The 25,694-nt window shown below is 65.2% G+C and carries 24 protein-coding genes; 10 read left to right on the top strand and 14 right to left on the bottom strand.

Going from position 1 to position 25,694, the window contains the following annotated elements:
* The first annotated feature begins 39 nt into the window (after positions 1 to 39).
* Entirely contained in the window at positions 40 to 2,265 is a 2,226-nt protein-coding gene (locus tag LT988_RS06300) for an FUSC family protein (RefSeq protein ID WP_232409360.1), read from the top strand.
* Positions 2,266 to 2,384: 119 nt separating this feature from the next.
* Here LT988_RS06300 and LT988_RS06295 read toward each other — a convergent pair whose 3' ends face one another.
* Entirely contained in the window at positions 2,385 to 2,966 is a 582-nt protein-coding gene (locus LT988_RS06295; RefSeq protein WP_232409359.1) for an HdeD family acid-resistance protein, read from the bottom strand.
* A 201-nt stretch (positions 2,967 to 3,167) separates the two neighbouring features.
* Here LT988_RS06295 and LT988_RS06290 point away from each other — a divergent pair, with 201 nt between their 5' ends.
* On the top strand, positions 3,168 to 3,605 hold the full coding sequence (locus LT988_RS06290) for a universal stress protein (protein WP_232409358.1): 438 nt from the start codon (positions 3,168 to 3,170) through the stop codon (positions 3,603 to 3,605).
* A gap of 202 nt (positions 3,606 to 3,807) precedes the next feature.
* Here the strand turns inward: LT988_RS06290 and LT988_RS06285 are convergent, their stop codons facing one another.
* Positions 3,808 to 5,550: an FAD-dependent oxidoreductase gene (locus LT988_RS06285; RefSeq protein ID WP_232409357.1), complete on the bottom strand. Its 1,743-nt coding sequence runs from the start codon at positions 5,548 to 5,550 to the stop codon at positions 3,808 to 3,810.
* 280 nt (positions 5,551 to 5,830) lie between these two features.
* Here LT988_RS06285 and LT988_RS06280 point away from each other — a divergent pair, with 280 nt between their 5' ends.
* The 5 genes from LT988_RS06280 (at position 5,831) to LT988_RS06260 (ending at position 8,588) form a co-directional block, all read left to right on the top strand.
* Positions 5,831 to 6,163 carry an FAD-dependent oxidoreductase gene (locus LT988_RS06280; protein ID WP_232409356.1) on the top strand — a complete coding sequence of 111 codons (333 nt, stop codon included), beginning with the start codon at positions 5,831 to 5,833 and terminating at the stop codon, positions 6,161 to 6,163.
* Entirely contained in the window at positions 6,132 to 6,857 is a 726-nt protein-coding gene (locus LT988_RS06275) for an FAD-dependent oxidoreductase (RefSeq protein WP_232409355.1), read from the top strand. Before LT988_RS06280 ends, LT988_RS06275 begins: the two co-directional genes overlap by 32 nt.
* A gap of 100 nt (positions 6,858 to 6,957) precedes the next feature.
* On the top strand, positions 6,958 to 7,905 hold the full coding sequence (locus tag LT988_RS06270; protein ID WP_269752107.1) for a phosphate acetyltransferase: 948 nt from the start codon (positions 6,958 to 6,960) through the stop codon (positions 7,903 to 7,905).
* 69 nt (positions 7,906 to 7,974) lie between these two features.
* Positions 7,975 to 8,268 (top strand): type II toxin-antitoxin system Phd/YefM family antitoxin, encoded by a 294-nt coding sequence (locus tag LT988_RS06265; protein WP_232409354.1) that lies wholly within the window; start codon positions 7,975 to 7,977, stop codon positions 8,266 to 8,268.
* Positions 8,265 to 8,588: a type II toxin-antitoxin system RelE/ParE family toxin gene (locus tag LT988_RS06260; protein WP_232409353.1), complete on the top strand. Its 324-nt coding sequence runs from the start codon at positions 8,265 to 8,267 to the stop codon at positions 8,586 to 8,588. The genes LT988_RS06265 and LT988_RS06260 overlap by 4 nt, the downstream gene beginning before the upstream one ends.
* Before the next feature lie 63 nt (positions 8,589 to 8,651).
* Here LT988_RS06260 and LT988_RS06255 read toward each other — a convergent pair whose 3' ends face one another.
* From LT988_RS06255 to LT988_RS06245, 3 genes are all read right to left on the bottom strand, one after another.
* The gene (locus LT988_RS06255) at positions 8,652 to 8,792 is read right to left on the bottom strand and encodes a hypothetical protein (RefSeq protein WP_232409352.1); all 141 of its coding nucleotides are present in this window, start codon (positions 8,790 to 8,792) and stop codon (positions 8,652 to 8,654) included.
* A gap of 174 nt (positions 8,793 to 8,966) precedes the next feature.
* The gene (locus LT988_RS06250; RefSeq protein ID WP_232409351.1) at positions 8,967 to 9,200 is read right to left on the bottom strand and encodes a phospholipase D-like domain-containing protein; all 234 of its coding nucleotides are present in this window, start codon (positions 9,198 to 9,200) and stop codon (positions 8,967 to 8,969) included.
* 44 nt (positions 9,201 to 9,244) lie between these two features.
* Positions 9,245 to 10,453, bottom strand: coding sequence for an efflux RND transporter periplasmic adaptor subunit (locus LT988_RS06245; RefSeq protein ID WP_232409350.1), 1,209 nt, complete (start codon positions 10,451 to 10,453; stop codon positions 9,245 to 9,247).
* A gap of 138 nt (positions 10,454 to 10,591) precedes the next feature.
* Between LT988_RS06245 and LT988_RS06240 the strand changes: the two genes are divergently transcribed.
* Together LT988_RS06240 and LT988_RS06235 are read left to right on the top strand one after the other, a co-directional pair.
* Positions 10,592 to 10,864, top strand: coding sequence for a toxin-antitoxin system TumE family protein (locus LT988_RS06240; protein WP_232409349.1), 273 nt, complete (start codon positions 10,592 to 10,594; stop codon positions 10,862 to 10,864).
* Positions 10,846 to 11,211 carry an HVO_A0114 family putative DNA-binding protein gene (locus LT988_RS06235; protein WP_232409348.1) on the top strand — a complete coding sequence of 122 codons (366 nt, stop codon included), beginning with the start codon at positions 10,846 to 10,848 and terminating at the stop codon, positions 11,209 to 11,211. The genes LT988_RS06240 and LT988_RS06235 overlap by 19 nt, the downstream gene beginning before the upstream one ends.
* Positions 11,212 to 11,427: 216 nt before the next feature.
* Here the strand turns inward: LT988_RS06235 and LT988_RS06230 are convergent, their stop codons facing one another.
* From LT988_RS06230 to LT988_RS06210, 5 genes are all read right to left on the bottom strand, one after another.
* A complete protein-coding gene (locus LT988_RS06230; protein WP_232409347.1) occupies positions 11,428 to 13,791 on the bottom strand; it encodes an ABC transporter permease in 2,364 nt (787 codons plus the stop codon).
* A 55-nt stretch (positions 13,792 to 13,846) separates the two neighbouring features.
* A complete protein-coding gene (locus LT988_RS06225) occupies positions 13,847 to 14,830 on the bottom strand; it encodes an MBL fold metallo-hydrolase (protein ID WP_232409346.1) in 984 nt (327 codons plus the stop codon).
* Positions 14,831 to 15,097: 267 nt separating this feature from the next.
* The gene (locus LT988_RS06220) at positions 15,098 to 17,650 is read right to left on the bottom strand and encodes a DUF1353 domain-containing protein (RefSeq protein ID WP_232409345.1); all 2,553 of its coding nucleotides are present in this window, start codon (positions 17,648 to 17,650) and stop codon (positions 15,098 to 15,100) included.
* A gap of 207 nt (positions 17,651 to 17,857) precedes the next feature.
* Positions 17,858 to 18,247 (bottom strand): class I SAM-dependent methyltransferase, encoded by a 390-nt coding sequence (locus tag LT988_RS06215; protein ID WP_232409344.1) that lies wholly within the window; start codon positions 18,245 to 18,247, stop codon positions 17,858 to 17,860.
* Between the two features lie 116 nt (positions 18,248 to 18,363).
* Positions 18,364 to 18,960 (bottom strand): hypothetical protein, encoded by a 597-nt coding sequence (locus tag LT988_RS06210; protein WP_232409343.1) that lies wholly within the window; start codon positions 18,958 to 18,960, stop codon positions 18,364 to 18,366.
* 527 nt (positions 18,961 to 19,487) lie between these two features.
* Here LT988_RS06210 and LT988_RS06205 point away from each other — a divergent pair.
* Positions 19,488 to 21,383 (top strand): potassium transporter Kup, encoded by a 1,896-nt coding sequence (locus LT988_RS06205; RefSeq protein WP_232409342.1) that lies wholly within the window; start codon positions 19,488 to 19,490, stop codon positions 21,381 to 21,383.
* 174 nt (positions 21,384 to 21,557) lie between these two features.
* Here the strand turns inward: LT988_RS06205 and LT988_RS06200 are convergent, their stop codons facing one another.
* From LT988_RS06200 to LT988_RS06185, 4 genes are all read right to left on the bottom strand, one after another.
* On the bottom strand, positions 21,558 to 22,424 hold the full coding sequence (locus tag LT988_RS06200) for a cation:proton antiporter (RefSeq protein WP_232409341.1): 867 nt from the start codon (positions 22,422 to 22,424) through the stop codon (positions 21,558 to 21,560).
* A complete protein-coding gene (locus LT988_RS06195; RefSeq protein WP_232409340.1) occupies positions 22,409 to 22,699 on the bottom strand; it encodes a hypothetical protein in 291 nt (96 codons plus the stop codon). Before LT988_RS06195 ends, LT988_RS06200 begins: the two co-directional genes overlap by 16 nt.
* A gap of 115 nt (positions 22,700 to 22,814) precedes the next feature.
* The gene (locus tag LT988_RS06190; protein WP_232409339.1) at positions 22,815 to 24,350 is read right to left on the bottom strand and encodes a DHA2 family efflux MFS transporter permease subunit; all 1,536 of its coding nucleotides are present in this window, start codon (positions 24,348 to 24,350) and stop codon (positions 22,815 to 22,817) included.
* Positions 24,351 to 24,369: 19 nt separating this feature from the next.
* Positions 24,370 to 25,245: an HlyD family secretion protein gene (locus LT988_RS06185; protein WP_269752106.1), complete on the bottom strand. Its 876-nt coding sequence runs from the start codon at positions 25,243 to 25,245 to the stop codon at positions 24,370 to 24,372.
* Between the last annotated feature and the right edge of the window lie 449 nt (positions 25,246 to 25,694).

Below are 25,694 nucleotides of genomic sequence, written 5' to 3'. Positions count from 1 at the left end.
CGAGCGGCGCACGCCTGTCCACGGAGGACGTCGCCCACCATGCCGATCGCGCGCACCTGGAACCCCGCCGCTGCGCTCAATGCGCTGAAGACCACACTCGGCGTCATCCTCGCCTGGGGTATCGTGCTCTGGCAGCAACTGCCGGATCCCTTCCTCGCGCCGATCGCCGTCTTGTTCCTGCAGACACCGTATCTCGGCGCATCCCTGCAAAAAGGGCTGATGCGCGTGCTCGGTACCTTGGCCGGAGCGCTGCTCGTGCTGATGCTCCTGGCGTTCCTGATCCAGGACCGCTGGGCCTTGATCGGCGCGCTGTCCCTGGTGGTGGCGGTGTCGATCTACATGATCCGCAACAGCCGCTACGGTTATGCCTGGTTCATGCTTGCCGTCACCGCAGTGATCATCGCCGGGGAAGCGTCGCTGGAGCCGAGCATGGCGTTTGCCAAGGCGGTCTCGCGCAGCACCGAGGCGCTGGTCGGCATCTTGGTCGTGCTGGTGATCAACGGACTGCTCTGGCCGCGTACCGGCGGTGCCATCTATGACCGTGCCTATCGCGATGCGCTCGCAGGGCTCGTCGAGCAGATGCGTCGGCTCGGCGAGGCGGTGTCCGCCGGCGCGGACGGGCGCCTGCCGCAGCCGCCGAAGACGCTGCGCGGTGCGCCCGTGCAGCTGCGCGAGATCCTCGCCGCCGCGGCGCTCGACAGCGGCGGCTTCCGGCGCTTGCGACGCACCTACGAGGCGCAGATCGACGGGCTCGCCGCCGTGCTGGGCTCGCTGATGGCCTTCGGCGAGAACCTGCGCTTGGCCGCCGAGGGGGAGCGGGCCTTTCTGAGTGCACCGCACCGGATGGTCTTGGGTCGCGCGCTTCTCGATCTTGCGGCCGCCGTCGAGGGGATCGAGAGGGATACCGGCACCTTCGCCGGGCCGCCTCCGGCACATGCCCTTGACGCTGCTCGGCAGTGCCTCGGTCGTCTGACCGCGGATCCCGGTCATGAGGCGCAGGCCGTCGCCGAGAGTGCCGTGCTGCACGCGACCGCCTTTGCCTTGAAGGGATTGATCATGCGTGTCGAAGGCCTTGCGGATGCGGGCGTCGCCCTGAGCGCCGGGCGCTCGCTGCCGGCCTCCGCGCTGGCCGTGGAGATCCGCCCGCCGCTCGGGGAGCGGATGGCTCGCGCCCTGCCCAACGCCTTGATCGCCGCCGCCGGTTTCTGGTTGATGGCCTTGCTGTGGATCGAGCTGCAATGGCCGCCGTTCGGCGTCATCGGGGTGACCATGGTGGTCGTGGTCATCGGCGTCGAGACCTTGGCGAATGTCCCCGTTCACCGGCGGGCGCGCCGCCTCGCGATCGGCGGGGTGGCGGGAGCCCTCCTGACGGCGCCCGTCTATTTTGCGGTCATTCCGCAGTTGGACGGCTTTCTCGCCCTCTCGCTCGTGCTCTTCGTCTTCTACTACCCGATCCTCTATTTCTTCCACGCCTTGCCGCAGCCGCACAATCTCTTCTTCTTGGGCGTCGCTCTGATGGCGATCCTGATGGTCCAGCTCGAGCCGACTCAAACCTACAGCGCCGCCGGCTATGTTGGACTGGCGCTCAGTATCCTGACCGGCTTCATCGTCGGCATCGCGCTGCTCGGCGTCTTCGGGGGCAGGTCGCCTCAAGAGCATCTGCGCCGGACGCTGAAGGATCTGCTCGCGACGCTCGACCGCGCCCTCGGCGACCTGGCCGATCGCAATCGCCCCGACTTCGCCGAGACACTGGCGCGCTACGAGCAGCGCCTGCGCGCCGAGCTTCAGTCACTGGCGGAGATTGTCCCGATGGCCTACGCGGCCCATGCGCCGACCAACGACCGGGAGCGGATCGATGCGCTCTTGGAGGCCTTGGAGACGCTGTTGATCCGCCTGGGTGCGCTCCAGCGGGCGCGTGCCCGGTGGCACGAGGAATGCGGTGCCGACCGAGAACACAACTGCCCCCGGACGGACTTCGGTCGGCACTGGCGGGAGGCGTTCCAGGTCACCCTGCGCGAGCTCCTGCGCAAACTCGGCCAACCGCGTAAGCCCGTCAGTCTCGACGCGCTCGATGCCAATCGGGACGTCGCCTTGTCGGAGGTCGCGCGGGTCGACGCCCTGCGCCGGGGCGGCGATCCGCCGCCGGGCGCCGTCTATATCCTCGGGATCGCGGGTCACTATATCGGGGTTGCACGAGGATTGCGGACGTTGGCCGGGGCGCTGGATGCGATCGACTGGGAGGCCTGGCGGGTGCCCCGCTTTTAATCGGCGGCGCGCGATGCCGCTGACGGAGATCCGACTCGAATCGCTTCGGTCCCTTGTTCTGCGGATGGTTGTGATTGGCGCAGGTTGGGCCTCGCTATCGCTCGGCCCAACCTAGGGCACTAGGCCGAGAGCTTGCCTGCACGACGCGCGGCGAGCGCGACGAAGAGATAGGCCCAGCCGTTGAAAATCAGCTCGATGGCGACGAAGAGGCCGATGACCCACATGCCGGACATCGGCCACTTGGCGATGATCATGGCGCCGAGGGCAATCGAGATGAGGCCCGCCAGTACCAGCCAGCCCCAGCCACTCTGTCCCCGATGCTGAAAGGCCATGATGACGCGGGACAGGCCGACGGCGATCAGCACGGCGGCGAGCGCAAGGGTGAGGGTTTCGGAGGCGAGCACGGGGTCGACGACGATCAGCAACCCGCCGGCGATGTAGAGAAGTGCGATCAAAATGTGCCAGAGTGCACCTTTCCAGCCTTGACACTTGAAGGCGTCGATGAGCTGAAAGGTCCCCCCAACGATCAACAGTGCCCCGAAGAAGACGACGCTGACGAGGGTGAGTCCGAAGGTCATCCCCATCCCCACGGTGCCGAGGATGATGGAGAGGACACCGAATGCGAGAAGCCAGCCCCAATTGCGGCTCAGATCGCCGAACACGGGGTGCTGCGAGACGGGCGTATTCTGGTCGTTCGCCATGCTTGTTCTCCTATAATGGCACTTAGCCTTTTGGGCAGTGTCGGATTCGCAAACGGTCTCCGGTCCATGACCGTGGGCGCGGAGCCGCCGCGACAGGATACGCCGACCTGGGCGGATAGCCTATGACGACGTGATGAGGTCTTGTCCGAGTGCGATGCGTTCGGACCCCTCGGTTCGGATGCTCAACGGAGATCAAACTGCATGGTTTCACACTACAACATCATCATCGTCCCGGTGGATGGTTCGGAGGGTGCCGCGCGCGCTGCCGTGTTCGCCGCCGACCTGGCACGTGCCACGGACTCCCCGATTCAGCTTCTGCACGTGTTCTCCCCGACCAGCAACGAGCTGATGGGCATGGCGCATCTCCCGCGCACGGAGATCGACACGATCAGTCACGAAGCGGCCAACATCGCCTTTGCGAAGGCGCGGGCAGCGATCGGCAATGCCGATGATCTGACGATCGAGGAGAAGAGTGTCTGGGGCGAGCCGCGCGAGGCGATCGTCGCGGCGGCGGAGGCCACCGATGCCTTGATCGTGATGGGCCGTCGAGGGCTCGGCAAGATGCAGAAACTGATTATCGGCAGCGTTTCGGATGCGGTGATCCGCACTGCACAGCGGCCGGTGACGGTGGTGAGCTGAGGGCCGCTCGGGATGTGCCGCGCTTGCGGTCGCCTGCCCTCGGCCACCGGCTTGAGATCGACGCCGCTGGAGGCGGGCTGCCGGAGGCCGGATCCCGAGCGCTCCCGCGATCGCTCCAGGCGCCCCCCGTTCATGCCGTCGCTCCCGGACCGCGCAACGCAGTGTCGCCGTCGGCGCCTGGCTGTCCAGCAAGCTCGGCCGGTCAGACCTGGTCGACCAAGTGCTCGGGACGCGGCAGGTCGACATGCGTTGCGGGCTCGGCACCGGAGCGGCGGTTCAGCGCAAAGTCCCGCATGGCCGCCGCGCCCGAGAGGTTGTAGACCTCCGCGAAACCGTGCTGCGCCAGGATGCGTACTGCCGCGTAGGCGCGCTGTCCGCCGCGGCAGGAGACCACCGTAGGTCGGGCAGCGTCGAGCTCGCCGAGGCGGTCGCGCAGATCGTCGAGTCGGATGTGTTTGGCGTGGGGCACATCGCAGAGCGGAAGCTCCTCGAGCTCCGCCGCCTCGCGGACATCCACGACCTGGAAAGCGGAGAGATCCGCGTCCGGCTGGATCAGCGGAGCGAGCCCGTCGAGATCGTTCTGCGCGACGAAGGCCGCCATGTGCAGCGGGTCCTTGGCCGCGCCGAAGGGCGGTGCGTAGGCGAGATCAAGCGCCCCGAGATCGTCGATCGTGCCTTTAAAATGGATCAGGGTCGCGACCACGTCGAGCCGCTTGTCCACGCCCGCGGCACCGACGACCTGCGCACCGAGCACGCGTCCCGTGCCCGTCTCGTAGACCAGCTTGATCCCGATCGGTGCCGCGCCCGGATAGTAGCTCGCGTGATGGTAGGAGACGATGTGTACCGCGCGTGCGTCGAATCCCGCCTGCCCTGCGGCCCGCAGCGACAGACCCGCGATCCCGGCGGCGTAGCCAAAGACGCGCACGACCGAGGTGCCCCAAGCCGCGGGAGCCGGGCGTGAGGCACCCGTCGCGGCATGCTCTCCGGCCAGCCGACCGGTGCGATTCGCGATGCCGGCCAGCGGGACACGCATGCGCTCCCCGGTCGGACCGAAGGCATATTCGGCGGCATCCCCGACGGCGTAGATGTCCGGGTCGGAGGTGCGCATGTAGGCGTCCGTCGCTATGCCGCCGCCGGCCCCGATGCTCAGGCCGGCATCTGCCGCGAGCCCTACGTTGGGTCGTACGCCGATACTCATCAGGACCAGGTCCGCCGGCAAGCGTGTCCCGTCGACGAGGGTGACACCGGTCACGGCCCCATCGGTGTCCTCGATCGCGGCGACACCGCGGCCCAGCTCGAGTCTGACGCCGTTGCGTTCGCTCTCGCGGTGGAGCGGCTCGGCGATCTCGCGATCGAAGAACGGCATGACCTGGTCCTGCAGCTCGACGACCGTGACCTTCAGCCCCCGATGGACGAACTGTTCCGCGACTTCCAGACCGATGTAGCCTGCACCGACCACGACGGCCTCCTTCGCGTGCGTCATTCCCGCGATGATCCGATCCATGTCCCCGAGATTGCGCAGGCTGAAGACGCCTTGCGCAGTTGCCCCCGGGATCGACGGCACGATCGGCGCGGCACCGGGAGAGAGGATGAGTTTGTTGTAGTCCTCCCCGTATTGCTCGCCGGTGTCGAGATTCTTCACCAGCACCCTCTTGGTCGCGCGATGGATGGCGATCACCTCATGCCGGATGCGCGCGTCGATCAGAAAGCGATCGCGAAACAGCTCCGGCGTCGCGACCAAGAGCTGGGCGCGATCGCTGATCTCGCCGCCGATGAAATAGGGGAGGCCACAGTTGGCGAAGGACACATAGGGGTCGCGCTCGAACATGATGATCCGGGCATGCTCGTTGACGCGGCGAGCCCGCGCGGCCGCCGATGCGCCGCCCGCCACACCTCCGACGATCAGGATTTTCGGTGAGTCGTGGGCCTGTCTCGTGGTCGGCACTGCTGCGTTCTCCTATCGCGATTCAGGCGAAAAGCCCATTTATTCAAGGGGACATCATGTCGATGTCGATGGCGGGATCTTACCGGAAACCCCTTCCCAGCGCCGTGTCTCGGCGGCCGCGCGTCCGCGTGCGGTGTCCTGCCCCTTGCGAGCGTGGCTTCGCGTCGGCCGGCGACCGATCCCGATCTTCACGGAGACCCCGTGACCTTGTCGGTCGCCCACCCCGTGGCTACCATCGACGCGGCAACCAACCAGAAGGAATCCAGCGCGAGGAGCGAGTATGAGAGTGGTGATCATCGGCGGCGTGGCCGCGGGGATGAGCGCGGCGAGTCAAGCCAGAAGGACACGTCCCGACGCCGAAATCGTGGTTCCGGAGAAGACGCAGGACGTCTCCTACGGTGCTTGCGGTCTGCCCTACAAGCTTCCCCCGGACACGGACATGGACGATCTGCTCGTCATCTCCGCGCAGCGTTTCCGCGAGGAGCGCAATATCGACGAGCGTCTCGGCCATGAGATCCTGAAGATCGATCCGGGCCGCCGCGAGGTCGGCGGACGCAACGCCGAGGGCGCACGGGGTCGAGATGCTGCCGGGCACGCGGGTCGAGGCAATTGAGCGAACGGGCTCGGGCATCGCCGTCGAGACCTCCGAGGCGAGGCTCGAGGCCGATCTGTTGCTGGTCGCGACAGGCGTTCGACCCGAGTCCGAGTTGGCCGCTGCGGCTGGGTTGGCGCTCGGGGCCGCCGGGGCGATCGCCGTGGACGCGTACCTGCGAACCTCCGATGAGCACATCTACGCGGCCGGCGACTGCGCCGACGCGATCCACGCCATCACCGGGGAGTCGGTCTGGTTTCCGCTCGCGCTGCGCGCCAATCGCGCAGGCAAGCTCGCGGGCGACAACGTCTTCGGTTACCAACGTCCGGCGCCTCCGGTGCTCGGTACGGCCGTGTTCAAGTTCTTCGGGCTCGAGGTCGCACGCACCGGGCTGTCGCGCGAGGAGGCCGACGCGGCCGGGTTCGATACAGTGACCGCCGAGATCGTCGGCTCGACCCGTGCCGGTTACTATCCCGGCGGCGGCAAGCTCTCGGTCCGGCTGCTCGGCGATCGCAAGACCCGCAAGCTGCTCGGGTGCTGCATGGTCGGCCCCGAGGCGGCGGCGCACAAGATCGACACGGCCGCGGCGGCGATCCACGCCGGCATGAAGGCCGAGCAGATCTATGACCTGGACCTGGCCTACGCGCCGCCGTTTGGTCCCTCCTGGTCGCCCTTGTTGATTGCCGCTTCGCAGTTGAGCAAGGCGCTCGACTGAACAGGCGACCAGCGTCGGTCGGCTCCGAGATTGCCTGCATCGGGCTTGCTTGCATCGCCCAACCTCCGCCTGCTGATTCAAGTCCAAGGGGCTCGGCTTCATGAACACCGCAACGCACACCAACTTTCAGCGTCTGATTGCCGCCGTCGCAACCATTCCAGCGGCCCCGACCGCGGTCGTCCATCCATGCAACGCCGCGGCTTTGGGCGGGGCCGTCGATGCCGCGAAGGCCGGCATCATCACGCCGATCTTGGTCGGACCTCGCAAGAAGATCCTCGCCGCCGCGTTGGACGCTGGGATCGACCTCTCGCCCTACGAGATCGTCGACGCAGAGCACAGTCACGCATCCGCCGAGAAGGCCGTCACCTTGGTACGCGAGGGCCGCGCCGAGATGCTGATGAAGGGCTCGCTCAGTACGGACGAGCTGCTCGGCCCGGTGGTGAAACGCGATACGGGTCTACGCACCGCGCGGCGTCTGAGTCATTGCTTCATCATGGACGTGCCCGGTCACACGAACGTCCTCTTCATCACGGACGCGGCGATCAACATCTTCCCGACCCTGGAGGAGAAGGTCGACATCGTGCAGAACGCGATCGATCTCGCGCTCGCCTTGGGGATCGAGACCCCGAGGGTGGCGATCCTGTCGGCGATGGAGAAGGTCAACCCCAAACTTCAGTCGACCGTAGAGGCGGCGGCACTGTGTAAGATGGCCGACCGCGGTCAGATTACCGGCGGCGTCCTCGACGGACCGCTCGCGCTCGACAACGCCATCAGCCCGGAGGCGGCAAGGATCAAAGGGATCGGAGGTCCCGTTGCCGGACAAGCCGATATCCTGGTCGTACCCGATCTGGAAGCCGGCAATCTGCTCGCCAAGAGCCTCGCCTTCCTGATGAACGCCGACTCCGCCGGCATCGTCCTCGGCGCACGCGTACCCATCACGCTCACCAGTCGTGCCGACTCGGTCCAGAGCCGCCTCGCCTCCTGCGCCGTCGCCGCGTTGGTGGCCCACCGGCGTAAGGAGGCTGCGGCAATCGAGGGAGTGGTCTAGAAGGAGCCCTTTGACAGAAAGGATGTGCCGCCCTAAATTCAGGCCTTAATCCAAGACGGAATGATGGTCATGCAACCAATCTCGGTTTCCGAAAGCATTGTGCCTGTCGGCGAGTTCAAGACTCAGATATCGCGTCATCTGAAGCGACTTGTCGACGGCGCCGGTCCACTCGTCATTACGCAGAACGGTCGGGCCGCGGGCGTCGTCCTGTCGCCGGCGGAATACGATCGAATGTGTGATCAGGAGCGGTTTTTCGAATCCCTGCTTGCCGGGGCCGGAGACGCCGATGCCGGGCGGGTCATGGACACTGCAACCCTTCGCGAGCGCCTCGCGGAGCGGCGTGCAGGACGCTCCGTCGCTTGAAGGTCCTCTGGACCGATCAGGCATTTGAGCGGCTCGCAGAGATCGAGGAGTACATCGCGAGGGATGATCCGGCTACCGCTGAGCGGTTTATCGACAGATTGATCGATCGGTCCCAAGCCCTTGCGGATCACCCCGGCTTGGGGCGCACCCCGCCCGAGCTCCCCGGCAGTGATTTCAGGGAACTGGTCGAGGGAAATTACAGAATCGTCTATCGCGTGCAAGGCGACGACGTTGCCGTTCTTACCGTGGTTGAAGGCCATCGACGACTGCCGCTCGACGAACTGGCCTTGGACGATAGACCACTTCCCAACTCCAACTGAGGCACGGGGGCGCCGCTCAGTAAAACGGAAACAGCCAAGGCACCAGTGCAACCGACATCGTCGTCACAACGACGACGAACCCCCGGTGAAGGGCACCGCGATCATCACCAGGAGACCCACGTTATCGGCCCGAGGGCGACCGAGGCCGAACATCAGGATCGCGCCGACCAACAGGGCCAGCACCAGGACCACATCAAGGTTCACGCGCCCCCCGGCATGGATCAGGCGCCGTTCGGTTTATTTCAGAAAACTTACCCGGCGTTGAGGTCTGCGTCGTCGGCCTGTTGCGAAGAGCCCGGCGGCCCCTCGCGCTCGCTTCCGGCGAACATCTTCGGCACTTTTCTCGGCGCAAGTGATGCGTCCCTTCGCCGGCACGACCTACAAGATCGGCGCGAGCAGGCGTGCGGCTTTTGCTCCGACTTTTTGGTGGAACGGCAGGGCGTCATAGGCCCGCGGGCCGACTTCTTGCGACTGTGCGAAATCGCGCTCGAACATGGTTGCGACCTCGGCCGCGAAGCGCCCGTCCGCGACGGCGAGGGTGATCTCGAAGTTCAGCCTGAAGGAGCGGTTGTCGAAATTCTTGGTGCCGACCGCGGCAAAGCCCTCGTCCACCCTACCGGCTGGTGCGATGAAAGAGGACCTCGCGCGCGTGGCCGTTACGCGTATGGCCGGATCTCGGCCGCGATGTGTGCTCCATCGTGCACCCGATCGCCCGGATGGGTGACGACGATGTCGTCCGGCTCAAGCCCCATGGTGATCTGGGTCCAAAGACCGCTGCGCCGCCCGACCTCGACCAATCGCAGGCGCGCCCGACCCTGATCGGCAACGAAGACCGCCCAGCGGTCCCGGTACCGAAACAGCGCGCTCGTCGGGATTTGAACCACGTCGTCGCCCTCCCAGAGGATGAAGCGTGCCTCGACCCGATAGCCGTCCCCGAGATGCCGCCATCGATCGCGCGGTGTGACGATCTCGACCCAGACCGGCACCCGTTGCTCTTCCACGCCCAAGGCGGAGATCTTCTCGAACCCGGCGGGCTCCACGAGCCGCACCCGTCCCTCGAGTGCATCCTCCCCGCCCCAGCGTTCCAGGATCACACGCATTCCCGGGCGCACGCGCACGGCGTCCACCGACAGCAGGTCGACCTGGACCTCCAGTGCATCCAGGTCGCCGAGCTCCAGGACCGCCTCGCCGGATTCGATCGGCCCCTCGCAGCAGCGATGCCGTCGGGTCACGACCCCGTCGATCGGGGAGCGGACACCCAGGACCGGGTAGTCGCCGGGCGAGCGCTTGCCGTCGGCGATCTCCACGAGGGCGCGGGCGGATTCGAGCTCGAACTGAGCGACTTCGACGGCATGTCGCGCTGCCTGCTCGGCCGCTGCGGCTGCGTCGCGCTGCGCGAGCCGTCGGCCCCGCTCCTCGGACGAGATGAGCTGGCGCCGGTGCAGTGTCTCGCTGCGGTCGTATTCGGTGCGCGCCAGCTCGGATTCGGTCCGTCTGGCTGCCAGGTTTGCCTCGGCCTCCTCCAGATGGGCTTGTGCTGCGGCGAGCGCTTCCCGGGCCTGACCGCGCGAGCGCGGGTCCAGTGCCGGCGCGGGCAGGGGCTCCAACTCGAACAGCACCTGATCGGCGGCAACCTGGTCCCCGGGCTCGAGCTCCACACGGCGCAGATAGCCGCTGATCGGTGCAGAGACGGTATAGACATCGCGCAGGCGTGTGCGGCCCTCGTCCTCAACCGACTCGACGAAGACGTCCTGCCGAACCAAGGTCGCGCTGACCGGCACGGGAGACGGCATCAGGGCGAGCGCCAGCAAGCCCAAGATGGTTAGGGCGATGAATCCGGTGATCAGTCGCTTACTCAAGGACATGGAGATCTCATTGCGCGATGTCCAATCACTCCGGCTCGGTCTACACTTGTTCGATCGACGGGCAGACCCGTCACGTCGATTGGACCCTTGATCCTCTTGACTCCGGCAAGCCACCGAACTGATATGCACGCCGAGCTGATGACTCGCTTCAAAGATGTTACATCGGAAGGCGGGATCATCGAGTTAGTGGTTTGGCGATTGCCGCGGCCCGTGCCGCCGTGCCTCCATCCTTACAAGTATCGACTGGTGTTCGTTGTTAAGGGTCAGCGCATCGTCGGTTTCGACAACGAGCGCGGCAAGGGCGATCATTTTCACCTTTCGGGAATCGAGCGGCCATATACCTTCACCGACGTGGATCGGTTGATCACGGATTTCATTGCGGAGGTCGAGCGATGGCGAAACGCACTCTGACGATCACGGTTTCACCGGATTGGCGCTCCGCTCTGCGCGCCGCGGGGCGGGCCGCACAGGCGGTTGACTACCAAGGCGAGCGGCTCAATTTCGAATCGTTTGAGGGCTTCTTCGAGTGGCTGACCGCGCGGCGTTGGGCGCTGCTGCAAGCGTTGCTGGGTGCCGGAACCCTCGCGGAGCAGGAACTGGCGAGGCGGACCGGGAGCGACCTTGAACCCCTCCACGAAGACTTGGCCAAGCTAGCCGAGCTGGGTCTGGTGGAGCAGACCCGCGACGGTAAGGTCCTTTGTCCATTCGCCGCCATCCATCTCGATGTGCTCCTGGAGACGCCGGCAGATGCGGCCTAGGTGAATTCCGGAAGCCGTTGTACCAAGCCGTGCGAGGCACAACCACCCATCGGCGCAGGTTGCGCCTCCTACCGTCAGCACAATCCAAACGCCAAAGCGTGCGTAGCCATTGACCCGAATGTTTTATCCTAAACCGCGTCACCGCCAGCCTCTTGAGCGGCACCGAGGTTGACCACGTCACAAACCGACCAAGGTCACTCCGGACGCGGTTTAGCTTTACTCGATGGTCTTCAACGCCGCGATCATATCCAGCCGTCCCAACAGTCGGGTGATCGCGAGCACCGACAACAGCGAGGCCAGCAGCACCCCGGAGGCGGAGAAGGCATAGGTCTGCGGGCTGATGATGAAGGGCACCCGGAACATGTCCATCTCCATGGCCGAGCTGAGCAGCGCGGCGAACCCGGTGCCGATTAGCCAGCCGAGCGGGATCGCCAATAGGGTCAGGACTGCGATCTCGCCGATGAGGATCCAGCTCACCTCCGCTCGGCTGAAGCCGAGGACCCGGAGCGTGGCCAGCTCGCGCGAGCGCTCCGAGAAGGCGATACGCGCGTTGCTGTAGACCACGGCGAAGGTGATGGAGCCGGCCATCACAAGCAGGATGCTCATCGTCACCAGCACAGTGTCGTCGATATAGTCGCGGAACTGTCGCTCCGCATCCGCAATCACGCCGATCCCGGCCACGCGGGGCACTTCCCAAAGTCGCTCGAAGAGCCGGTCGTGCAGCGCGGCGTCGGTGATCAGCCAGGCACCGGAGAGGGCGGGGCCTTCGCCCATCAGACGGTTCAAGGCGCGCCGCTCCATGTAGGCACTGACGCCGATCGGCTCGTCGACGATTCCGGCGAGCGGGACCCGGACGGTCCGACGGTGGCCCTCCATGATCTCGACCTGCAGCGCGTCGCCGGGCGCGAGACCGAGGTCTTCCGCCAGGAAGCGGGTCATCAGGAGACCCTCGGGGGGGAGTCGGAACGGGCGCCCTTCGGCGTCGAGTAAGCCCCGCAGATGCGGCTCGCGCTCCAGGCCTTGAATACTGGTGCGGTAGTCTCGGGTCCCGTTGATCAAACGCACGGGCACGCTGCGATAGCCCTCCACATAGGCCACGCCGGGCAGGGTCCGCAGCTCGGCCAGCGATCGTTCGGGTGTCGGGTCGGTGAAGCTCAGATGGAGATCCATGTTCATCACCAGCCGATATTGGATATCGAGCAGGTGGTCGACCGCACCGAACTGATAGCTCCCGAGCAGCAGGAGTCCACCGGACAGCCCGATTCCCATCATCGAGAGCAGCGCCTTGGCGCGGTGGCGCAGGAGGTTGCGCAGGATGATCCGGGTCGGCTGGTCCAGTCGCCGACCGAGTGCGGAGCGCTCGAGCCAGGAGGCGTGAAAGCGCCGGGGCGCGGGCGGACGCATCGCCTCGGCGGGCGGCATCGCGACCGCGCGGCTCACGGCGCGGACCGTGCCCAATGCGGCGGCACCCGCAGACACCAGCAGAGCCAGAGCAACGATGCGCGGCTCGAGTCGGAAGCTCGTCTCCGGGAAACGGTAGTATTCGGCGTAGAGGCCGGCCATCCCCTCGGCAGCCCAGGCCCCGAGCGCGATGCCCAGCGCCGATCCCAAGACCACGATCGCTCCGGTCAGCAACCCGAAATGCGCGGCAATGTCCCGGTTGCGGTAGCCGAACGCCTTGAGGATCGCGATCTGCTGGCGTTGGGTTTGGATGATCCGCCCCATCAGCAGATTCAGCAGGAAGGCCGCGACCGAGAGGAAGATGGCGGGAAGGACGATGGCCATCACGCGGAGCTGGTCGATCTCTTCGGACAGGAAGCGATGCGAGATCTGATCCTCGCGGCCCATGGCCCCGATGCCGCCGTAGCGGGCCAGGTACAGGTCCAGTGCCTCGATGACGGTCTCCTCGTCGCCTCCGGCCTGGAGCGAGAGCAAGACACTGTTGAAGGCCCCGTCCATGTCCATCGCGTGGGCGAGTGCTCGGCGGTTCATCCAGAGGACCGCAAACCGCTTGTAGTCCGGCAAGATGTCCGCCGGCCCCACCTGATAGATGAACTCGGGGGACAGCGCCACGCCGCTGACGGTCAGGCTTTGGAGCCGGCCGTTGATGATCGCCTCCAACCGATCGCCGGCCCGCAGGCCCTGCGCCTCGGCGAAAGGCTCGCTCAGCACCACCTGGTCGGAACGGTCCGGCTCGGGGAGTGCGCCCTCGCGCAGGTACAGCCGGTTCAACCCCGGCTGGCGGCCGTCCGGAATCGAGAGCAGCAGACCGCGGATCGGCTCGTCGAAACCCGCAACCTCGAGGCGCACCGGAGCCTGAACCCGCGTCTCGACCTGGTTGACGCCGGGGATCTCGCGCAGACGCGCCGCGAGACCCTCAGGCGCGCGTTTGAGGTCGGCAAAGACATGTGCGAAATGATGACCGTCATAGAATCGCGATTGCGACAGACGCAGCGCGTCGAGCGTGGTCACGGACAGGATCAGCACCATCACGCCCGCGGCGATCACCACGGCGATGGCCGCAACCTGTCCCTTGAGGTCGAAGAGATCGCGCAGTAGCTTGGTGTGCAGTGCTCGCATCGGTCGACCTCGGCGGCACGCCGTCGGGGACCCGGTCGGAAGGTCCCCGAAACGCTCAGAAGGCGTCCGCTTCAACCTCCAGATAGGCGAGCGAGACGTGCTTGCCCAATTCCTCCTCGAAGCCTTGCCAGTCCTTGAATCGAACAAGCTGCTCCGCGATGATCGGACGCATCTCGAAGTCGCTGCCGCCGCTCTCGTACAAAGCGGCGACCCCGTCATAGACGCCGGCCAGATAGTCGCGGTAGTCGTCGACGATCTCCCAACCGCCGGTTTGACCGTGCCCCGGAATCAGAACGCTCGCCTTAACCGATTCCTTGACGCCATCCAGGGCATTGATGCTGCCGATAAAGGAGCCGTCGTCCATCCGTACGATGCGCCCGTTGCAGGCGTTGTCGCCCAGGAAGAGAACCTCGAGCTCCGGGATCTCGAACATCAGATCCGAGGTGCTGTGCACGTGCGGGTAATAATGGGACTTGAAGGTGAACCCCCCGATCGACAGGGTCTCGCCGCCCTCGAGCGCTTGCGTCGGGCCCTTGGCAACCGTCCCTTCGGTGGCGCCCTCGGTCGCGCTCATCATACGCTGTACCCATTCTTCGCCGGCTCCTTGGGCAATCAGCTTCAGCATCTCGGGATGTCCGTAGATCGGTACCTGCGGGGCCGCGGCCAGCATCGCCTGATTGCCCAACCAATGGTCTCCGTGGACGTGCGTGTTCAGCACCGCCAGGAGCGGCTTGTCGGTCACCTTGCGGATCTGACGCAGGACCATCTCCCCGGTCTGAACGCTTGATCCGGGATCCACGACGATCACGCCGGTCTCGGTGACCAAAAAGGCCGGGTTGTTCATGAACCCCTGATTCTCGGGGGTGGGGTAGTCTACCGGTCCGTGAATTACATAAAGACCGGGCGCGACCTGGTCCGCCGGGTAGTCCGGCAAGTCCGGGCCACGCTCGGCCTGGACGGGAAAGGCTAGGGCGAGCAGTAGAGAGGACAGCAAGGCGACCGGCCACGAGGACCGGTGTGGGATTCGATCGAACGGCATGGGCACGCATCCTCACGGTGAATCAAAACAGCTTTATACCGTAGCAGCGATCAGGGAGCATCACGAGCCCGATGCCGTTCCACCTTGCGGCAAGGCTGCGAGCGCGATCCCGGTCCCCAGGCTCCGGGGTCGGACCCTTTCTGCAAAGGGCCGCAAAGGGCCGAATCGCTCTCGGGCCGGTCCATGGTCGATCCTGGGGTCGATCCTGGGGTCGATCCTGGCGTCCGCTCGCATTGCGCCGGTTGAGGCCCCTCCGTGTGAACCCGGTTAGAGAAAAACCCGACGCGACGCCACGAGGCCTCCCGCGGAGAATCCCCGAAAATCCAAAAACCGGGTCCCCGTCGCCGGCATTGCGAACGCGTTCTCCCCGTCAACGACATCGATCGATCCGTTTGGCCGCGTGTCGATGTCGGCATCGAGCCGGTCGATCCCGAGACAGTCTGCGATGACCTCTCGTCCCTGTTCCGTTTCCGGGCCGAAGCGGATGTCGAGTCGGCGCTTCGGCAGACCGGCGAGCAGGTCTGCGGCGGCCGCGATCAGATCCGAGTTCCCCTCGAACAGGTCGTCGCGGGTCATGTGGTGGATTTGATCCGGAACCACCCCGAGGTCTTCCAGCACGGTTCCGGCGCTCTGCCCGATACGGATGGTCCGCCGAATGGCGACCCGCATCGCGGCATTCCCCGGCAGCGGTCGATAGGGCGAATCGGTGCCCGGCAACAGCTGCCGCAGGAGGTCGTGCCCCCACACATTGGCACCGCCTGCACCCATGTTGCCGTCCACGCCCAGGATGGGCCCGATCCCATGGTCTCGGAAGCCGGCGGCAAAGATATCGGTGGTGCTGTAACAGAGGGCGTCCGTGATCAGCACGACGGGTCCGTGGTACCGCTGGCCGATCCTGTTGGCGGCCTTACGATCGGTGATCGGAAGGCCGGCGGAATAGGTCGCCCCGGTCATCAGCGCTTGCCGCATCGACTTGCGCCAAGGTTTCAAAAACTCCAGGCGTTCGGCCAGGCGCACGTTCAGCGGCGTGTTTCGGAGCTTAAACAGGGTCGGCTCGATACTTTGCGGGGTCAGGATCTGAAGCAGTTGCTCGCCGGCAAGGATCAGCCCGCCGCCGTTGCCGCGGACATCGATCACCAGCCCGTCTTGCGGCAATTGTGCGACCAGACGGATGAACTCGGCCACGAATGCGTCGGCATCCTCTACGCTGAAGGTCCAGATCCGCACATAGCCGATCTCCCCGGCGTCGGTCGGGACTGTCCGTGCCTCGACCACCCCGGGCATCATGGTGGTCAATCCCTGTCCGCGCGCCGGTGCTTTACGCCGCGCCATCTTGCCCTCGGCGACGACGACCTGCGGAGCAAACAGGATCTTGCGTGCGAGACGAACCAAGGTCTGCTCGATGTCGATGCCTTGTTGCGCGGCCGCCTCCGGTGAAACCTCTCCGAGACCGGCCGTCCGGCTGATGTCCGGCTCGAACACGAACCAGGGGACCCGCAGCTCCTGCAGGCGGCCGTCGTGGGCCTTGTACTCGACGAGCACGAAGTCCTCGTCGGGCGGCAGCGATTGGACCAAGGGACGGACGGTCAAGGTCTCGATACCGCGGGCGCGTCGCGCCTCCAGGTTGCTGCCGGCAAAGCGCTCCCCGTTGATCTCGACGGCCCGTTCGATAGGAATGCCGTTCCAGCGCAGGACCTCGACGCCGGGTCCGAAAGGCGGCTCCCGGAATCCATCGAAGACACGCGTGACGAGGAAACGACGCCCTCCGCTCGCTGTTCCCTCTTCGAAAAAATCCTCGAGCATGAAGGGGACGAACGCGACCTTGTTCGCGATCGGATCCGGAAGGAGGTAGTTGGTGTGCAGGTCGCGCAGAGATATAAACACCGACGCGAGCTCATGATGGAAGCGGGCCGCGTCCTCGAGCCCATCTTCCGCGGTCTGCTCGAGTCGCAGGCGCAGCAGCCGTAGGCGTTGGATCGGATCCACCGCATGCATCGCCTCTTTCATCGGCAAGTGCACGTAGTTTTGCTCGATGAGCACCAAGGCTTGCTCGACCAAACGCAGCCGATCGGCTTTCGATAAGGCGTGCGTGGTTGCTCGGAAGCTCCTGAGCTCGACCGTCCCGGCGAGCTGCCGCCTCGTCGCGTCGGGCGCTGAGGCAAACAGGGCGATTTCGGTGACGGCGTCCTTCTTCGAGCCGGGGGATGGCTTCTCGAGGGGCGTCAGCTTATTGAGTGTGGGCTGTCCGGATGGAACGGCCTTCGTGATGGGTTCGGGCGAGGATTTCGGTCCCGCCGGCGAACGGAGAATCTCGTTGATGCGTCTCTCGACCGCCTCCAAACCGCCTTCTTCGCCGATTTCCTCGGCGGCTTGCCTCGCCGCGTCGAGAAATGACGCCATCTCGGCCTCGCTTGGCGATCGGCGCTGCGAGACTGCCCCGGTATTGAGATTCCACTTTGGCCCGAACTGCTTCACCGCTTGGTACATCGTGTTCGCCTTCAGCCAACCGACACCGTCGGCGCGCATGGCGAAGTAGAAGGTACGGTGGACCTCTTCGTGAGGCGCTGTCTTCTGGTCACAACCCACATCGTGGATCACGGTCGCGCGACGGTAATCCCCGACGAACGGCGGCCCGACCGTATTCCAGAGGGCCGAGGGTATAGAGGCCCCGTTGACGACGCTTCCCTTGGGGGCGACCCAGCGTTTTCCGTTCGAATCGATAAAGGCAAACTCCTCCAACAGCTTCATGTCCCGGTCATCGCCGCCGTGGGTCAACCACTGCACGACAACCTCTCCTTCGAAGGTGCCGAATTGGCTCATCGTCGGATCTCCTGCGCGTTGGTCTTCGAATGCCTGCTCGATGGGTGATGGAAGCCTTCTGTGTCGGACCGTGTGCGCCGACCTCGCTTCGACCCATGGCGTGCCTTACGCCAAGTATGGTACGCACGACAGGAATCGCCACCGTTCGCCGGTGAGCCGGGATCAGGCCAGCCGTTGAGCCTGGATCCGGCAGTTGACCGCGGCGTCTCAGGGGTGCGGCTCCAAGCTCCACACGTGCTCGGCGAGCGCGGTGAGGCCGCGTCGGCGAAAACCGGGCGACTCGTCGATCACGTCGAAACTCGCCAGTTGTTCAATGCCGTAGTGGTCCCCGAAACGGGTTTGGATCTCGTCGCGGCCGACCGAAAAGGGCGGGCCGGACATCTCGTTCTGATCATACTCGAGCGTGATCAGGAAGCTCTTCGCGGTCGCGGGCACGATGGCTTTGAAGTGCTCGGCGTACGCCCGGCGCATCGGCGGTGGGAGGGCGATCAGCGAGGCGCGGTCGAAGACGGCACCGACGCCCTCGAGATGGACGAGAGTGAGGTCGAAGTCGTCGCCCACGAGCACTCGCAGCTCCTCGCCCGTGCGGCCCGTCACCTCGACGCCGCGGGATACATCGAACCCCGCACTTTCCGAGTCAACCGTCAAAATTGCCGCCGGCACCCGGGCGGAACCGCCCGGCTGCCCCCCGGCTCCACATTCTCATCGGCTTCTCATCCTTGCATTCTTGCTCGCGGAGGTTCGCTGTTCTGGTAATACCTGATCCAGGCGATTGCGGTCACGAGCAAGGCGATCAGGGCGGTGCCGCCGACGGCGAGCAGCAGGGCGTTGTCGTCGAGAAAGGCGATGAAGACACCGCTGAAGATCAGGAAGAGTCCGAACAGGGCCATCTTCCAGTCCAAATAGGCGCCGGCCAGGATGCTGGCCAGTCCGAACAGATAAATGATGACGAAGCCGTCGTCCTCCGCCCGAAGGAAGTGCTGAACATCGGACAGGAACAGCAAACGAACCACGAGGAGCAGCGCGCCCCAATGGACGACTTGCCGCGCGAGATACCGCAAACGGGTCTTCCATTCGTCACCCGCGTGCCGGCTCCAGCCGCTCATGGCGGAAACGATACCCATCAAGGGGATGTAGTAGTTCCACGCGCCTTGCGCGGACGCGGGGTTGTGGTCCGTCATCGCGATCAGTATGACTGCGATCGCGTAGAGAGCGACGTAAGGCAGGCTGGCCAGTGCCGCCCTGGCGAAGCGGCTCTCCGGCCGCGGAAGGAGATGGCCGCCTCCGCTGTGTGTCATTGCGTTGGACATGAACTTGACCTCCGGTTTAGCGAGTATCAATGCCTCGTCGGCATCACTGTGAGCATTCGGGGTGAATCCGGGGTGAATCCGGGGCCGCTTGCCCCGTCGCCGATGCTCTGTCCCTCACTTCGCATCAAGCTTGCCAAGTCGCTTGCTAGGGGCTCCGAGACCCTGAAACCTAGGCCGGCGGCCGCTTGCGCGCCTGACCTGCACCGCGGCAGCCCCGCGTTGGTGGACAGGACGCAGCGGCCTTGGTCCACATGAACCAGGACAATGCCCAGCGGTGCCTATCGCTTGCGCGGAGACCGGTGGCGACTGGGTCTCACTGTTCTGGCGCGAATCTTGAGAGCTCTGCGATCGACATTCAGGTGGCAGGAGCAGCCACGATGGATACACTCGATGATCAGTTGATGTTGGATTCCGCTGTCCTGCTTAAGCGAGAAGCGGCAACGTGCCGATGATTCTGCAGTCTGCCGATGATCTGCAGCGCGATCGGGTGATCTCTCCGCGAGGGTCGAGCGTCGTTCGGGTCACTCATGTCTATAGCTGATTCCCCTTCACGCCCACTCAAGGCGTCACTGCTGATCGCTGCGCTGGGCGTGGTCTATGGTGACATCGGCACAAGTCCGATCTACACCATGAACATTCTCTTCGGGCGGGCCGGGCTGCCGATTGACGTTGTCAATGTGCTCGGCGCGTTGTCGCTGATCTTCTGGTCGTTGGTGCTGGTCGTCGGGGTCAAGTACATGCTCTTTGTGTTGTCCGCGGACAACGATGGAGACGGCGGCGTCATCGCACTCGCGACGCTGCTGCGCCGCCGCAGCCGCAAGCGTGCGCGGTCGCTGGTGCTGCTGCTGGGGGTTGTGGCGAGTGCCATGTTGATCGGCGATGGCCTCTTGACTCCGGCCATCTCCGTACTGAGCGCGATTCAGGGGTTGGAACTGGTGGCACCGGAGCTGACCGAGGTGGTGCCGGAGCTGACGGTGCTGGTGCTGGTCGCTTTGTTCGCCATCCAGCACCGCGGCACGGCGCGGGTCGGCAAGCTCTTCGGCCCCGTGATGCTCGTCTGGTTCCTCCTCCTTGCCGGCACTGGGCTCGCCTGGATCCAAGAGATGCCGGGCGTTCTTGCAGCAGTCGACCCGCGCTATGCCTTCTGGTTTTTCCGCGACAACGGCTGGACCGGGTTCCTGACGCTCGGCACGGTGTTTCTGGTGGTGACGGGCTCAGAGGCGCTCTATGCCGATTTGGGCCATTTCGGCCGACGCCCGATCCAAATGAGCTGGCTGTTTCTGGTCTGGCCGGCGTTGATGCTGAACTATCTGGGGCAGGGTGCCCTGTTGCTGAGCGCGCCCGAGCATCCGGGCAATGCGTTCTTCGGGCTGGTGTCAGGCTTCGGGCTGGTGTCGGGAGACTACTGGGTGATCGGATTGATCGGCATCGCGACCCTGGCCACGGTCATCGCTGCCCAGGCAATCATCAGTGGTCTGTTCTCGCTTTTTCGGCAACTCAGCGACTTGGATTACTATCCGCAACTGCGCGTCAGACACACCTCAGCGCGCCAAGCGGGTCAGGTTTACATCGGTTCCATCAACTGGCTATTGATGACCGGTACCCTCCTGCTGGTGCTTGGATTCCGTTCTGCGGACGGTCTAGCCAATGCCTATGGTCTTGCGATCGGTGGGGTCACGCTCATGACCTCCTTGCTCTTCCTGACGTTTCAGCGCCGCGTCAAGCAGCGCGGCTGGCTCACGATCTTCGCCTTGGGTCTCCTGTTCTTGGGCGTCGATTTGGCCTTTCTGGTGGCACTGGCGACCAAGCTACTCTCTGGCGCCCAAGTCATCGTCGTCATCAGCGGATGCATGCTCTTGATCATGCTCACCTGGCGATGGGGGCAGGACAGGCTGCGCGAGGGGCAACAGCGGGCAGCGCCGTTGCTGAAGGACTTCGTGGCGAGCGAGGCGGTTCAATCCGCCGCGCGCACGCCCGGCAGCGCCATCTTCCTGACCCACACGGCCTGCTCCGTTCCGCAAAGCCTGTTGCACAATTTCCGCCATAACCAGATTTTGCATCATGAGACCTATGTCCTGCGGGTCGAAATCGAGGACGCCCCGCGCGTGCGGCTGGAGAACAAGCTGGAGGTCGAGCGCCTCGGCTCTGGTTTTTTTGCCGCCGTGCTGCGTCTCGGATACATGGAGAGACCGCGATTCGACACCATCCTGGACCTGCTGTCGCAGACCGCCTATCCGCCGTCAGCCGAGCATCCCAGTCTCTTCTTGAGCCGAGCCCGTATCGGCACCGCCAACATCCGCCCGCTCATCCGCTGGCGGGCAAGGCTGTATGGCTTCATGCAGCGCAACACCCCGAGCCCCGGGTTCCTGCTCGATGCGCCGCCAGAGCAGCTCATCGAGATCGGTGTCCATTACGAACTTTAGCGGGCGGGGCGTTCTGCTGGTCATGTATCGCCTGGGCGTGGATATTCTCGGTGACGAGTGCGATCCGCCCGGTTTGGCCAAGACCGCATGGACAGCCAGCGGGCGAAGCATGTGACCGACCCCGTGGGACCGGAACTCATGGCGCCGCCGACCCGCTAAGTGACTGCAATCGCCTTAACGCGCCAGCCGCCGGCTCAACCGTCCTAGCAAGGCTTCGACGCCCGGCGACCTGGGTGGAAAGACCCACTTCAGCGCCAGCGCGGAGCCGAAGGCCAGCAGGATGATGACGGCAACCAGGGCGGCAAAGAGCTGGTCGTCGATGATATCGAGCGTGCGCCCGACGCCGACAAAGATGAGCGCGACCTCGCCGCGCGGCAGCATCCCGACCGCGACCGTGGGGCGGTCCAGGCCCCGTCCCGCCGCCAAGGCCGACGGCAACTTGCCCAGCCAGCCAAGCAGGAAGGCGAAGGCGAGCGGCGCGAGGAAGCGCACCTCGGCGGGGTCGATGCGATTCAGTTGGCGTGCCAGCGGACCGCCGATGCGGTCTCCGAACAGCACGATGGCGCCGATAAAGAGGGTACTGGAAGCGAGGAGCCAGGCGATTGAGGGTAGGTCCAGATGGCCCTTGACCACCAGCTCGATCGCCAGAGCCAGCAGGAGCAGCCCGATCACGTCGTTGAGTACGCAGGCGCCGAGGATCAGCCGCCCCTCGGGTGTATCGGACTTGTTGATGTCGTCCAGCATTCGGGTCACAACGCCAATACTCGTCGCGCCGATGGTCGCGGCGACGAAGAAGCGTTCCGAGGCGGACAGATCCACCGGCAGCAGCCAGATCACCAGCAGCGCGAGCGACACGGTCCCCAGCGCCCCGGCGATCGCGACCCGCGCAGCATCGGAACCGAGCTGGCGCAACTGGCGCGCGCCGGTCTTCAAGCCGACCTTAAACAGCAGCAGGATGATACCCAGACTCGAGAACAGCCACAGGCTCATGCCGGTGTTCACGTTGGCTGGGGCGTGGTCGCCGCTCAGCAGTTGCAGCACCTGCTGCCCTTGGCCCCCGGGGCCAGCTGCTCCGGCGTGAACACCTGCGCCGCTGCCTGTGGGACCGAGACGCCGCTCTGCCAGACCTGATCGAACACCGGACTGGCCGCGCCGTAGCTCATGACGAACTGGAAGAACGGCAGCCCAAGCCAGTAGCCGAGATTGCCCACCAGCACGCCGATCAGCAGCTCGCCGAGCACCGCCGGCTGCCGTGTTCGACTGGTCAGCCAGCGGGCGATGACGACCATGGTCAGCAGCAGCGCCAACTCGAGCATGATGCTGGCGAAGGGGTCGGGGACTGTCGATCCTGTCGGATCGAGACATGGCTTGCATCCTGAGTCGGGAGGGGAAGAGGGCCGGCATCGACCTACCCGAACCGGCCGCGGAAACTCATGTCACTTGTTGGTCATGATTCGCGCCAGAACGCCTGCCGCTCGGCTTCAACAGCAACAATAGCGGCGCCATGAACACGAAGCTGAGCGCGATCAGGTCGAACACCTGCGTGAAGGCGAGCATCGCGGACTGGCGGCTGAGCTCATGGGTCAGCAGTGCGGCCGCTATGGGATCGTTCAGGGTCAGCCCTTGCACCTTGAGCCAATGCTGCAGGGCGGGATTGAAGGGATTGATGTCGCCGCCGAGGCGGTTCCAATCGATCTGGCCGAACCGGGTGTACCAGGTCGCGGCGACGGAGACACCGATGGAGCTGCCGATGCTGCGCGCCAAGTTGTACAGTCCGGCGCCGGCGTCGGTCGCCGACGCCGGCAGCGTGGCATAGGCCAGCGTCGAGAGCGTGACGAAGACGGACCCCATGCCGACACCTTGCATGACCCCGGGCCAGATCAGCCAGCCGGGACTGATGTCTAGGTTGTACCAGGACATGATCCAGGTGGCGGTTCCGGCAATGATCATTCCGCTGGCGATGATCCAGCGCGAGTCGATCCGGCCCGCGAGGCGGGCGATGACCAGCATGCCGAGGGCCGCACCGAACCCGCGTGGTGCCATGACCAGACCGGTGGTCTCAACCGGGTAGCCGAGCAGCCGCTCCATGAGCAGCGGCTGAATGGCGATGGTGCCGAACAGCGCGAGCCCGAATACCAGCATCAGGAGCGAGGCCAGCGCGAGATTACGGTCGCGGAACAGACGCAGGTCCACGATCGGACGCTCCGCGACCAGCCCGCGCCAGACGAACAGTATCAAACCGACCACCGCCGTGATGGTCAGCAGCACGATGAGGTCCGAATCCCACCAACCCTCTTGGTTACCGCGGTCGAGCAGGGTCTGCAGGCTGCCGATGCCGAGGATCATCAAGAGTGCCCCAAGCCAGTCGGTACCGGTCTCGCGGCGCGGGGTCTCGCGGATGCTGCGCGCCACCATCGCGAAATTGAGCAGGCCCACCGGCAGATTGATGTAGAACACCCAGTGCCAGGTCAGGTGCTCGGTGACGATGCCGCCGACGGTGGGCCCGAGGATGGTCCCGAGCATGACGCCGATGCCCCAGATGGCCATGCCCTTGCCGCGCTGCTCGGCCGGAAACAGCCCCACCAGCACGCCCTGAGAGAGCGGGATGAGCGGTGCGCCCGCGATCCCCTGGAGCAGCCGGAAGATCACCATCTGCGACAGGGATTCGCTCAGGCCGCAGGCGCCCGACGCGAGCACGAAGCCGGCGATGCCGAACAACATGACCCGGCGGCGCCCGAAGCGACCCGCCAGCCAGCCCGTGAGCGGGATGGTTACCGCCTCGGCGACGATATAGGCGGTCAGCACCCAGGTGACCTGGTCCGCGGTTGCGCCCAGTGCGCCCATCATGTGCGGCAGCGTGACGTTGACGATAGTCATATCCATGATGGCCATGACCGTGGTCAGCATCACGCTGGCGATAGTCAGGACGCGGTTCGCGGGCGCGGCTTCGCTGTTGGGTTCTGTCATGACCCTGTCTCACGATCGGCTAGTGCTGGTCGACGCCGCTGTCGAGGCTGGTGTCGACGCGGACCTCGGCGCTGGCGCCGACGCGCAGCTCCGGCAGCGGGTCGAGGACGCGGATGCGCACCGCGAAGCGCTGGGTCACCTTGACCCAGTTACCGGTCGCGTTCTCCGGCGGCAGCAGCGAGAAGGCGGCCCCGGAGGCCGGGCTCAGCCCTTCCACGAGGCCCTTGAAGCTCCTGCCCGGCAATAGGTCCACCGAGATGCTCGCCGGCTGTCCCGGCCGAATACGGGTTAGGTCAGTCTCCTTGAAGTTGGCGTCGACCCAAGGGTCTTTGCTCTCCACCAGCGCGAACATGGGATTGCCGGCAGTGAGGTAGCTGCCGGGGCGGAGGTCGAAGTTGCCGACGATGCCGTCGGCGGGCGCGACAATGCGGGTGTGCTTCAAGTCGAGCTGCGCCTGCCCCAGCGCGACCGTCGCCGCCTTGATCGTCGCGTTGTCGTCGCCGACGGCGCCACGCGCGGCCTTTGCGGCAACCAGTTCCGCCACGGCGCTGTTCAGGGCCGCCCGGGCATCGAGCCTGTCCTGTTGCGCGCTGTCGCCCAGGTCTTTCGACGCCGAGCCCTTCGCGACCAGCGTTTCGATCCGGTCCGCGTGGCGCTCGGCCTGGTCGGCATTGGCCTGGGCGGATGCGACCTGCGCCTGCGCTGCGTCGACGCGCGCGTTTGCGGCGGCCAAATCCTCCTTGGCCTGCTGCAGCTGTGCCTCTGCCCGGTCCACCGCAAGCTGGAAAGGCGCCGGGTCGACGGTCAGCATCAGATCGCCGCTCTTGACCGCCTGGTTGTTATGAACAAGCACCGACTGGATCGGGCCGCTCACCTGGGCCGCGATGTGAACCACGTGACGGCCGAGATAGGCATCGGAGGTCGATGGATGGACACTGGAATATCGCTAGTACCACCAGCCGCCGGCGGCGACAGCGGCGATGACCGGAATGCCGATGAGTACGTGGCGCAATTTCACCGCCGCGGTCTCCTTATTCTGATGTCAATGGCTTTGCTGGAACCAGCTATATGCAAAAAGCAGGCTATCCTTTTAAATATCTGAATATAAATAGAAAATTTCAATCGGCCGCGATCCGGGCAAACGCCCGTTGGTTCGTAGTCCCCAAGCCCTTGGTGCTTGGACCCAGCCGCCATCAATGAGTCGATGTCAGCGAGCCGCACCGCTAGCACCTCGCTACGGTGCAGCAATACGAGATCTAACCCCTTGACACTCTGGCACCTGGAAGACGTTGCCCTCGGGGTCCATGGCGTTGCAAACGACGAACCCAGGGCCCTGCCAATGCT

It is taken from the genome of Thiocapsa bogorovii, from assembly GCF_021228795.1.
Taxonomy (GTDB): domain Bacteria; phylum Pseudomonadota; class Gammaproteobacteria; order Chromatiales; family Chromatiaceae; genus Thiocapsa; species Thiocapsa bogorovii.
Note: the sequence above shows the minus strand (reverse complement) of the source record. Positions and strands in the feature narration are given on the sequence as shown.

Coding starts and splice junctions, on each gene's coding strand:
- LT988_RS06190 (WP_232409339.1), bottom strand. CDS start 24,350: ATGACAGAACCCAACAGCGAAGCCGCGCCCGCGAACCGCGTCCTGACT.
- LT988_RS06195 (WP_232409340.1), bottom strand. CDS start 22,699: ATGCTCGAGTTGGCGCTGCTGCTGACCATGGTCGTCATCGCCCGCTGG.
- LT988_RS06280 (WP_232409356.1), top strand. CDS start 5,831: ATGAGAGTGGTGATCATCGGCGGCGTGGCCGCGGGGATGAGCGCGGCG.
- LT988_RS06210 (WP_232409343.1), bottom strand. CDS start 18,960: ATGTCCAACGCAATGACACACAGCGGAGGCGGCCATCTCCTTCCGCGG.
- LT988_RS06235 (WP_232409348.1), top strand. CDS start 10,846: ATGGCGAAACGCACTCTGACGATCACGGTTTCACCGGATTGGCGCTCC.
- LT988_RS06220 (WP_232409345.1), bottom strand. CDS start 17,650: ATGAGCCAATTCGGCACCTTCGAAGGAGAGGTTGTCGTGCAGTGGTTG.
- LT988_RS06245 (WP_232409350.1), bottom strand. CDS start 10,453: ATGTCCTTGAGTAAGCGACTGATCACCGGATTCATCGCCCTAACCATC.
- LT988_RS06270 (WP_269752107.1), top strand. CDS start 6,958: ATGAACACCGCAACGCACACCAACTTTCAGCGTCTGATTGCCGCCGTC.
- LT988_RS06300 (WP_232409360.1), top strand. CDS start 40: ATGCCGATCGCGCGCACCTGGAACCCCGCCGCTGCGCTCAATGCGCTG.
- LT988_RS06265 (WP_232409354.1), top strand. CDS start 7,975: ATGCAACCAATCTCGGTTTCCGAAAGCATTGTGCCTGTCGGCGAGTTC.
- LT988_RS06295 (WP_232409359.1), bottom strand. CDS start 2,966: ATGGCGAACGACCAGAATACGCCCGTCTCGCAGCACCCCGTGTTCGGC.
- LT988_RS06240 (WP_232409349.1), top strand. CDS start 10,592: ATGACTCGCTTCAAAGATGTTACATCGGAAGGCGGGATCATCGAGTTA.
- LT988_RS06225 (WP_232409346.1), bottom strand. CDS start 14,830: ATGCCGTTCGATCGAATCCCACACCGGTCCTCGTGGCCGGTCGCCTTG.
- LT988_RS06205 (WP_232409342.1), top strand. CDS start 19,488: ATGTCTATAGCTGATTCCCCTTCACGCCCACTCAAGGCGTCACTGCTG.
- LT988_RS06230 (WP_232409347.1), bottom strand. CDS start 13,791: ATGCGAGCACTGCACACCAAGCTACTGCGCGATCTCTTCGACCTCAAG.
- LT988_RS06275 (WP_232409355.1), top strand. CDS start 6,132: ATGCTGCCGGGCACGCGGGTCGAGGCAATTGAGCGAACGGGCTCGGGC.
- LT988_RS06290 (WP_232409358.1), top strand. CDS start 3,168: ATGGTTTCACACTACAACATCATCATCGTCCCGGTGGATGGTTCGGAG.